General features: G+C 31.8%; 9 protein-coding genes. All 9 read right to left on the bottom strand.

The window, feature by feature from the left end; genetic code table 11:
- Positions 1 to 84: 84 nt before the first annotated feature.
- Positions 85 to 510, bottom strand: coding sequence for a hypothetical protein (locus ACFX5D_RS16035; RefSeq protein WP_379859210.1), 426 nt, complete (start codon positions 508 to 510; stop codon positions 85 to 87).
- A gap of 523 nt (positions 511 to 1,033) precedes the next feature.
- Positions 1,034 to 1,339 carry a hypothetical protein gene (locus tag ACFX5D_RS16040; RefSeq protein WP_379859211.1) on the bottom strand — a complete coding sequence of 102 codons (306 nt, stop codon included), beginning with the start codon at positions 1,337 to 1,339 and terminating at the stop codon, positions 1,034 to 1,036.
- A gap of 159 nt (positions 1,340 to 1,498) precedes the next feature.
- Positions 1,499 to 1,786, bottom strand: a complete 288-nt coding sequence (locus tag ACFX5D_RS16045) for a hypothetical protein (protein ID WP_379859212.1) — start codon at positions 1,784 to 1,786, stop codon at positions 1,499 to 1,501.
- Positions 1,787 to 1,984: 198 nt separating this feature from the next.
- Complete coding sequence (locus tag ACFX5D_RS16050) at positions 1,985 to 2,653, bottom strand: DNA-binding transcriptional response regulator (protein WP_379859213.1); 669 nt, start codon at positions 2,651 to 2,653, stop codon at positions 1,985 to 1,987.
- A 464-nt stretch (positions 2,654 to 3,117) separates the two neighbouring features.
- A complete protein-coding gene (locus ACFX5D_RS16055; protein ID WP_379859214.1) occupies positions 3,118 to 4,839 on the bottom strand; it encodes a tetratricopeptide repeat-containing sensor histidine kinase in 1,722 nt (573 codons plus the stop codon).
- A gap of 151 nt (positions 4,840 to 4,990) precedes the next feature.
- Positions 4,991 to 5,335, bottom strand: a complete 345-nt coding sequence (gene rplT / locus ACFX5D_RS16060; RefSeq protein WP_091205336.1) for a 50S ribosomal protein L20 — start codon at positions 5,333 to 5,335, stop codon at positions 4,991 to 4,993.
- Positions 5,336 to 5,432: 97 nt separating this feature from the next.
- Positions 5,433 to 5,630, bottom strand: a complete 198-nt coding sequence (gene rpmI / locus ACFX5D_RS16065) for a 50S ribosomal protein L35 (RefSeq protein ID WP_022827375.1) — start codon at positions 5,628 to 5,630, stop codon at positions 5,433 to 5,435.
- Between the two features lie 115 nt (positions 5,631 to 5,745).
- Positions 5,746 to 6,303 (bottom strand): translation initiation factor IF-3, encoded by a 558-nt coding sequence (gene infC / locus ACFX5D_RS16070; protein WP_370273076.1) that lies wholly within the window; start codon positions 6,301 to 6,303, stop codon positions 5,746 to 5,748.
- Between the two features lie 16 nt (positions 6,304 to 6,319).
- Entirely contained in the window at positions 6,320 to 8,266 is a 1,947-nt protein-coding gene (gene thrS, locus ACFX5D_RS16075; protein WP_379859215.1) for a threonine--tRNA ligase, read from the bottom strand.
- Positions 8,267 to 9,263 lie beyond the last annotated feature (997 nt).

Here is a 9,263-nt window from a genome sequence, read left to right on the forward strand (position 1 = left end):
AACTGGGGGCTAATACTAAATCAGTTCTTAACTATTTTTGAAAAAAGGGTTCAACTTTAATTAAAAAGTCAAACCCCTATATTTTTAACTTACACACTTTACGGGATAGTGTCTTTTATAATTATAAATCTCTTTTTTGACATCATTTACAATATCTATTATTTCATGTTTTGATTTAGCTTCAATCTTTTTTTCAATAATTTCGCCATTTTTTAAGCATATTTTCACCCCATATCTGTTGTAAATACTCATTCTTACAACAAGTGTAAAAATTAGTAATACCGAGAGTGTTATCATGATATTGGTTTGTAAAAACAAAAAAGAAAATGACGCGATACAAACTGATATTAAAATAATTAAAAATTCAGAAAATGGTTTCCTTTTATTTACGGTAATATAGATTTCATTCAGTTCAGAAAACAAAATTTCTTTTTGCGCTCTTTCTTTACAATTTAAAATCATACCTTCTTTATCTAAGGTTATTTCTTCAAGTTTATTTTTAAAAATCATATTAATTTTTTGTTAAATTCTAGGTTCATATAATCTCTCTTTTACTCTGAAATTTACTTATTTCTCCAAATTTTATATAATAAATAAATGATGCAACCTGTTCCCATTAACATTACTGATATTTGTATTGATGACAGTAAATCAAAAATTATTAACGAATTCACTTGTTAGAGGTTTGAATTGAGTGCAAACGTACCTTCAATAAATAGCATTTACTTACGGGAAACCTCATTTGGAGTAATAAAATTATAAAATAATCAAATTTGATAAGTATACGGTATTACATATAGTAAAGCGGGTAATATTTTTTTTTATTAGGTAGATATAAGTATTTAGGCCCCTCGGTTTGTGCTACTTTATATTGTTTCTAATGATACTTTCATCGTCATACTTATAGTGCTCCGTATTGTAGTAAATTATTTGATGTTTGTTTTCTTTTGTAGAGTGTGTAGGAGTGATCGTGAAAAGTATGATAAGTGGTAGTAACAAGATTTTTTTCATTAAATAATTTAAATAGATATGTTTATTCGCAGCAAATAGTTACGATTTTCAACTGAGTTTTTAGGACTTTTTTTATTTGCTTACTCGTTAGTAATTCTTTTTTTTGAGCCTTATCTAATTTCACGCCTAAAGCTTCCCATTTTATTTTCATATATGGGTATTTTGATAATGAATTGAAATTTCCTTTTAGTGATTTTTTATAATGTTTAATATATTCTTTTACGTAATTTTCATAATCATTAACCTTTTTATCCCATTTTTCTTCTATCGAATTTTTATTTATTTTTAAAAGTTGTAATTCAAAGACAGCATCATTTTTTACAATCATTTTTTTTTTTTTTTAGTGAAATGAATTAATTTATCCGTAAATATTTTCGAAAAATTAATGAAATTTACGGCTGGAATAGATGCAAAAGTTAAAAATGGAAGTATTAAAATATTGGTTTGTTAGACTCCCTATCAGTTCTAATTTACAAACAATGATATATTATATTTTCACCCAATTAGAAGCAATCCAATCTAATAATTGTTCTCTATAAACTTCATTTTCCAAAATAGAATGTTGTAATAGACTTTCTACTTTTTGAAAACTTATTTTTGTTTGAGGTACCTTATATCTTTGCAAAAATTGGTTGCAAAAATGAACTACTTCAAATTCTTCAGTTTTATCTAGATATATACGTTCTATAATTTCATTGTAAGTGAGATTATTACTTACGTCAACTGTTTGTGAATATCCTGTAAATGCTAAGTCTTCAGTAGTAAAATTGGCCATTTTAGATGATTTTAAAGTTTAAAGGGCAAACTTATAACCAAAAAAAATAAGTTCTTTACGGGAAACCGTAAAGTGGTTGATTATTTTGAAAAAAAATGTAATTGATGGAAATTAAAAATAGTGTACCGATTCACTAAACAGAATATCTTTGAGTTTAGTTTATAATCTGTACATTAATACAGAATTGATAAAAAGTGCTTAAACTAATCCTAAATCTTTTGCTATGGCAATTAAATGAACGTTATTACTAGCTTTAAAGTACACTTTTAGTTTATTGATGCGTTTTTCTATACTACTGGTACTGTTGGGTGTTGTGCCTAACTGTTTGAATCTTTCTGCAATTTCATCTAAGATATGACCTTTAGATAATAACTTTAAAAGAGAAATGTCATAAGCTTCAATTTCAAAAATTGACTTGTCTCGCATCGTATGAGATAGTTCCGCCGAGACAATTTTGTCTTCATTGTCATAAATACGCTGAATTGTGTGTTGCAGTTCTGGTATACTATTACGCCCTTTCGAAACGTAAGCATTAATGCCTAAATTATTAAATAGTGATTGTATCCTAAAGGATTTGTCTTCTATCGAAAAAACTATTGTCTTGATATCGGGTTGCGCAATTTTTACGGCTTCGATAAGTTCTTCACCAGAATTGAGCTTGTTTTTGCTATGGTCGGTTTTAAATGATAAATCACTAATCAATAGGTCATAGGGGACATTATCGAGAAGTGCTTTTTTAATTTTTAAATAAGCATCGTCACAGTATTTAGCATGATGAATCTCTACAATAGATAATGTCTCCAGCGCTTGAATTACCGCAATGCTTATGGTATCTAGATCTTCGGCAATTAAAACTTTATTAAACATAGTCATTCTGATTATATTGGAAATAGTATTGTTACTTTAAAAACATTTGTTAGATTTAGTTTCAAAAGTAACAGTTCCTTTTATAGCTTGAGTACGGTTTTCCACATTCTATAGTTCATTTCTTTATTTTTTTTATCAAATGTTGCTCCAACCCAATTATCACTGTAATCTATTTGTAATTTATTTCCGTTTTTTTAAAGTTAGCATTAGGGCGCAACTATTAAAAATGGTAATTTGAGTGCTTTTTGTGCATTAAAACGAAACAGAAAATGTATCGAGAATCTTTTTTAATGGTAATTATTCTAGTTCTCGATATAGTTTTTCTGTAGAAAATTAATTAAAATGACGCAAATTACCATCAAAAACTAATTACACACAACGGGTATTATTAAGAAATATTTACATAAATGATAGTAATTCATCCAAACCTATTCAATTAAAACTTTACATTTTATTTACTATATTTAAATTGGAAATGTAATATGTACTTTGAATCCTTTGCCAGATTTTGTTTCAAAAGTTATTGTTCCTTTTATAGACTGGATACGGTTTTCTATATTTTGTAATCCATTTTTTAGATTTAATTCTTCGATCGTAGCTCCCACGCCATTATCACTATAATCTATTTGTAATTTGTTTTCATTTTTTTTGAAAATTAGTACTGCTAAACTGCATTGGCTGTGTTTTTTCATGTTGACAAGCAATTCTTGAAGTACACGGTACATTGTTATTTTTGTATTATTGTCTACACTTAACCAGTCAATCGTATCTATTCCGTTGATTAAGACATTAATTGCAGAGCTGTTGAATGCAGACATCATTTCTTTTAAGTTAGAAGTAAATAGAGGCCCTGCTTCTATAGAACTATTTTCTTTAGAAATGTTTCGCGTTCGTGAATATATAGTATCAAGGTGGCTAAGTAATATGTCTTTATTCGCATTGGTCGATAGATCTTGTGTTTCTGCAAAAGCCATGGTATGGAAAACATCGTTAGCCAGTTCATCATGCAGTTTTTTAGCAATGCGTATCTCGGTGTTGTACGCGCTTTTTATTTTTTCTCTTTTGTTTTTGGCTACAAGGAAATTACCAACACGAATACTCATAGTTATAATAACTCCAACTACGAAGTATAAGAGCAAGTTTTTGTTATGTTGTTGTTCTTGTTGTAGTATGGTTTGTGCTTTTAGTTTTTGATTTTCGTTCTTTTCTTTAGTTGAATCGTATCTGATTTTAGCAAATTGATTTTTGGCTTTTAGCCTAACTTTATTAATGCTATCATTTATTTTGAGGTACAGTGTTGAAAATTCTTTGGATCTATTTCCAGGACTGTTTTGGATTAAAAATTCTAAACATTCCAAACGATCATCAACATGATTTACTTTTGTCGCTTTTTGATAGGCTAAGTAAGCATAATTAATAGCCAAATTCATGTTCTGTTTTTTATGGTATTCGGAAAGATGATAATAACTGCCAATAAGTCCTCGGTCATTCTTTTCTTGGATTCTTATTTTTTTGGATTGATTTAAATAATCAAGTGCTTTTAGGCTTCCTGTTTTGTAGTAGCAATAGCCTAAATTATCTAGTACTCGAGCAAAAGCTTCTTTATCCTCTATGATTTCTTTTTTTGAGGTCAGAGTAGAAAGAATTTCTATGGCATCGTGGAATTTGTTTTGTGCCAGATAGACTAAAGCGATATTGTTTCTAATGCCATATCGTTCAATTGAATCTGTTTTTAAATTCAATGCTTTATTGAAATAGTAAAGGGCATTGTCATTGTCAAAAGTACTAAGATAGTTATTCCCTAGTATATTATAAATATTCCATCTGCCATTGGGGTATTTCTCATTGTTTTCTAAAAATGGAAGTGCTTCGACAGCTGTAGCTTCACTGCTCGAATAGTCCGAAGAATTCCTATGAATTTCCGCCAGCCATCCTATTGAGTGAATAATTCTTGAAGTATCTTTTTTTATTTCTGCAAGAGATTTTGCTTTGTTATAATAGTAGTACGAACTATCAAATTCTTCATTCTCATAATGTTTGTGACCAATTGCTAAGAGACTATTAATCTCTGTAACATCGGGTTTCTTCTGAGAATTCTTTTGCGTATTTTTTTCGCAAGATTGTATGACAAAAAGAAAGTCTAATAGTAGTATGTAAATTGGAAAATGGAGTTTCTTTAGAATCATTTACCGAAAGTACAGAAATTAATTACAACACAAAAGTTATCTGATTGGTATATTTTCTTAATTTGTAAATAGCCTTTAAAAACAAAAAACCCCAATCTTTCGATTGAGGTTTCTATATAAGTAAGTAATCTAAATTGAGTTGATAAAACGTTTATTTTACTTTATTAAGTACTGCTTTGAAAGCTTCAGGGTGATTCATCGCTAAATCTGCAAGAACTTTACGGTTCAATTCGATTCCGTTAGCTTTTACTTTACCCATGAATTGTGAATAAGACATTCCTTCCAATCTAGCTCCAGCGTTGATACGTTGAATCCATAATGCACGGAAATTTCTTTTGTTCACTTTTCTGTCACGGTAAGCGTAGCACATTGCTTTCTCTACCGCGTTCTTAGCAACTGTCCAAACGTTTTTTCGTCTACCAAAGAAACCTTTGGCTTGCTTCATTATTTTTTTTCTTCTTGCTCTTTTAGCAACTGAATTTACCGCTCTTGGCATAATTTTATTGTTTTTTTGTAGCAGGCGTCCCGAATTAAATCAAGAGAACTTAAAAGCCATACTCCAAGGTTATTTTAAATTGTTTTAACCTAAAGAATTATATAATTCTTAATTGTTGTTTGATGCTTTTCATATCTGTTTTGTGAACTAGCGCAGAGTGTGTCAATGCTAATTTACGTTTTTTAGATTTTTTAGTCAAGATGTGACTTTTAAAAGCATGCTTTCTTTTAATCTTTCCAGAACCAGTAACTTTAAAACGTTTCTTGGCGCTAGATTTGGTTTTCATTTTAGGCATTTTTTCCTAGTGTTTTAATTTATTCTTACTTACTTATTTTTAGTCTAATGTTTAAAAGGCAAAAGGTTAAAAGTCAGCTTATGACTTTCGACTTTATGACTTTTGACTTTAAGACTTATTTTTTCTTCTTCGGAGCAATGAACATAATCATTCTCTTTCCTTCCAGAACTGGCATCGCTTCCACTTTACCAAACTCTTCAAGATCTGTAGCTAATCTCAATAATAAGATCTGACCTTGATCTTTATAAATGATTGAACGTCCTTTAAAGAATACAAAAGCTTTTAATTTTGCTCCTTCTTTCAAGAACTTCTCTGCATTTTTTCTCTTAAATTCATAATCATGTTCATCTGTTTGAGGTCCAAAACGAATTTCCTTAACGACTACTTGTGTAGATTTCGCTTTTAGGATTTTATCACGTTTCTTTTGCTCGTAAACAAATTTCTTGTAATCCATGATTTTGCAAACCGGAGGTTCAGCATTAGGGGAAATCTCAACTAAATCCAATTCAAATTGATCCGCTAATCTTAAAGCTTCTGAAAGTTTAAAAACTCCAGGCTCAATATTTTCACCTACAAGTCTCACTTCTTGTACACCACGAATAAGACTGTTTATTCTGTGGGCATCTTTTTTTTCTACGCGAGGTTGGTAACCTCTGTTGCTTCTTATTGCTATGACTTTATAATTTAAGTTAAACTGTAAATACTTTTAATGTTTTATTGATCTCTTCGTTTACAATAGCAACAAATTCTTCTATTGTAACGCTTATATTTCCTTTTCCTTCCTGTCCATGACGACGGATTGAAATGGTACCATTCTTCTCTTCTTCCTCGCCTACAATCAACATAAACGGGGTTTTCTGCATTTCGGCATCCCTAATTTTCTTGCCAATTGTCTCGTTTCTATTGTCTACGAGGGCGCGAATTTCGTGATTTTCTAGCAAATCTAAAACTTTTTTCGCATATATTTCATATTTCTCACTCAAAGACAAGATTATAGCTTGTTCTGGCATGAGCCAAAGAGGGAATTTTCCTGCAGTATGCTCTAGTAAAATAGCAATAAATCGTTCCATTGATCCAAAAGGAGCTCTGTGAATCATCACGGGTCTGTGTAATTCGTTGTCAGATCCTTTATAAGTCAAATCAAAACGTTCCGGTAGGTTGTAATCCACCTGAATCGTTCCTAATTGCCATTGTCTTCCCAAAGCATCTTTTACCATGAAATCCAGTTTTGGACCATAGAAAGCAGCTTCACCATATTCAACTACAGTGTCTAAATTTTTATCTTTGGCGGCATTGATAATCGCATTTTCTGCTTTTTCCCAATTTTCATCGCTACCTATATACTTATCTCTATTCTCTTTGTCTCTCAAAGAAATTTGGGCAGTAAAGTTTTCGAAACCTAATGAACCAAATACATACAGAACCAAGTCAATTACCTTCTTAAACTCTTCATCCAGTTGTTCCGGAGTACAAAAAATATGCGCATCATCTTGAGTAAACCCTCTTACACGGGTTAAACCGTGTAATTCACCACTTTGTTCGTATCTGTAAACGGTACCAAATTCAGCATAACGCTTCGGTAAATCTTTGTATGACCAGGGACGTACATTATAAATTTCACAGTGATGAGGACAGTTCATTGGTTTTAATAAAAACTCTTCTCCTTCGGCCGGAGTGCTTATAGGTTGAAAACTATCAGCACCATATTTTGCATAATGCCCTGAAGTTACGTATAATTCTTTCTGACCAATGTGTGGCGTAATCACTTGCTCGTATCCACCTTTTTTCTGTGCTTTTTTCAAAAACTGTTCTAATCGATCTCTTAAAGCGGCTCCTTTTGGTAGCCACAATGGTAAACCTGCACCTACTTTTTGTGAAAACGCAAACAGCTCCAGTTCTTTACCTAATTTTCTATGATCGCGACGCTTAGCCTCTTCAAGTAATTCTAAGTATTCAGTCAAATCCTTTTGTTTAGGAAATGAAGTTCCATAAACACGAGTCAGCTGTTTGTTTTTCTCATCACCACGCCAGTAGGCACCGGCAACACTCATGATCTTCATCGCTTTGATGATTCCAGTATTAGGAATATGGCCACCACGACATAAATCAGTAAACGTATCGTGATCGCAAAACGTAATCGTTCCGTCCTCAAGATTGGTAATCATCTCTGTTTTATAAACGTTGTCCTTATATAGTTCTAAAGCTTCAGCTTTAGAAACGGGACGTAATTTGAATTCATGCTTTCCTCTTGATATCTCAAGAACACGATCCTCGATTTTTTTAAAGTCAGCATCTGTGATTTTCTGATCTTCAAAATCTACATCATAATAAAACCCATTAGATATTGCTGGCCCAAGAGTTAATTTAATCCCTGGGTACAATTCCTCTAGCACCTGCGCCATCACATGTGAAGTCGAATGCCAAAAAGCTTTCTTTCCATCAGCGTCATTCCAGGTATATAATATAAGACTGCCGTCAGTCGTCAAAGGAGTCGTGGTTTCCACAGTTGTACCATCAAAAGAAGCCGAAATCACATTTCTGGCAAATCCTTCACTAATGCTTTTAGCAACATCCATAGGTGTTACCCCTGGAGCAAACTCTTTAACTGACCCGTCGGGCAAAGTAATCTTAATCATTGTATATTATTTTAAGAATGCAAATATAGACCATTACAAAAATACATACAATATATATGTAAGGTTTGTTACTATATAGGTGTAAAAACTAAATCGGCACTCCTTATATATAGGTATAGGGTGAATGTTTTGTTTAGGAGCTATTTCCCGCTATCCACTATATCTTTGTGTTTTTAAAGAAAAAACACAAAGGATGCCGCTTTTATCGGGGCTATGGTGTCATGTTGCATCGAGTTTGTTATTTTGACAAAGGATAAATCTCATTTCTAAGTATTCATTTGCTATCATATAGCACTGTAGCTTTCATATATATGTAGAATTCATTACCGAAATATAGAATGATTACCACTCATCCTATCCATTTCATCACCCTCTCCTTCGGAGGGGGCGGGGAGAGGAAAATAGTTTGGTTCTAAGGTTCATGTTTCCAGCGACTTAAAGATTATGTTAGGAAAAGGTCAAAAAAAAGGGATTAAAAAGCTTGAATAACGGTATAAAGGTGCTACTTTTGCACCCGCAACAACGCATACGTTCTTTAATAAACTGGCAAGTACTACGAATCGAAAACGAGAATTTATTTTCAAAAAAAGATTCTAAAAAGCTTGTGAGATTAGAAAACGCTTACTACATTTGCACCCCGCAAAAACAGGTAAGTTCCTTGACAAACTGATAAGAAAAGAAGAAGTAAATAGAGATAAAATTTCTCTAAAAAAAACTTTAAATATTTCTTGCCAGTTAAGAAAAGAAGTTGCATTTTTGCACCCGCTTTGAGAAACACTTTAACGAGTAGTTACAAGGCAAAAAAAACTGAAATAAGATTCAGTTTATAACAAGCAGAACACGTTCCTAGACATATTGAATTGACAGCCGTTTTAAGAGTGATCTTAAGACAAAAGAATAAGAGTAATAGAATTGAAAGATTTGAAAAAACCACTAGAACTTCAGTCACATAAATAAAGAGACCAGATTTATCTGGACTCACACAATATACGATGAA

Source organism: Flavobacterium fructosi (genome assembly GCF_042787335.1).
GTDB lineage: Bacteria > Bacteroidota > Bacteroidia > Flavobacteriales > Flavobacteriaceae > Flavobacterium > Flavobacterium fructosi.

Bases quoted from the DNA above. Each gene is read 5' to 3' on its own strand.
- ACFX5D_RS16035 (WP_379859210.1), bottom strand. From the start codon at position 510: ATGATTTTTAAAAATAAACTTGAAGAAATAACCTTAGATAAAGAAGGT.
- ACFX5D_RS16040 (WP_379859211.1), bottom strand. From the start codon at position 1,339: ATGATTGTAAAAAATGATGCTGTCTTTGAATTACAACTTTTAAAAATA.
- ACFX5D_RS16045 (WP_379859212.1), bottom strand. From the start codon at position 1,786: ATGGCCAATTTTACTACTGAAGACTTAGCATTTACAGGATATTCACAA.
- ACFX5D_RS16050 (WP_379859213.1), bottom strand. From the start codon at position 2,653: ATGTTTAATAAAGTTTTAATTGCCGAAGATCTAGATACCATAAGCATT.
- ACFX5D_RS16055 (WP_379859214.1), bottom strand. From the start codon at position 4,839: ATGATTCTAAAGAAACTCCATTTTCCAATTTACATACTACTATTAGAC.
- rplT (WP_091205336.1), bottom strand. From the start codon at position 5,335: ATGCCAAGAGCGGTAAATTCAGTTGCTAAAAGAGCAAGAAGAAAAAAA.
- rpmI (WP_022827375.1), bottom strand. From the start codon at position 5,630: ATGCCTAAAATGAAAACCAAATCTAGCGCCAAGAAACGTTTTAAAGTT.
- thrS (WP_379859215.1), bottom strand. From the start codon at position 8,266: ATGATTAAGATTACTTTGCCCGACGGGTCAGTTAAAGAGTTTGCTCCA.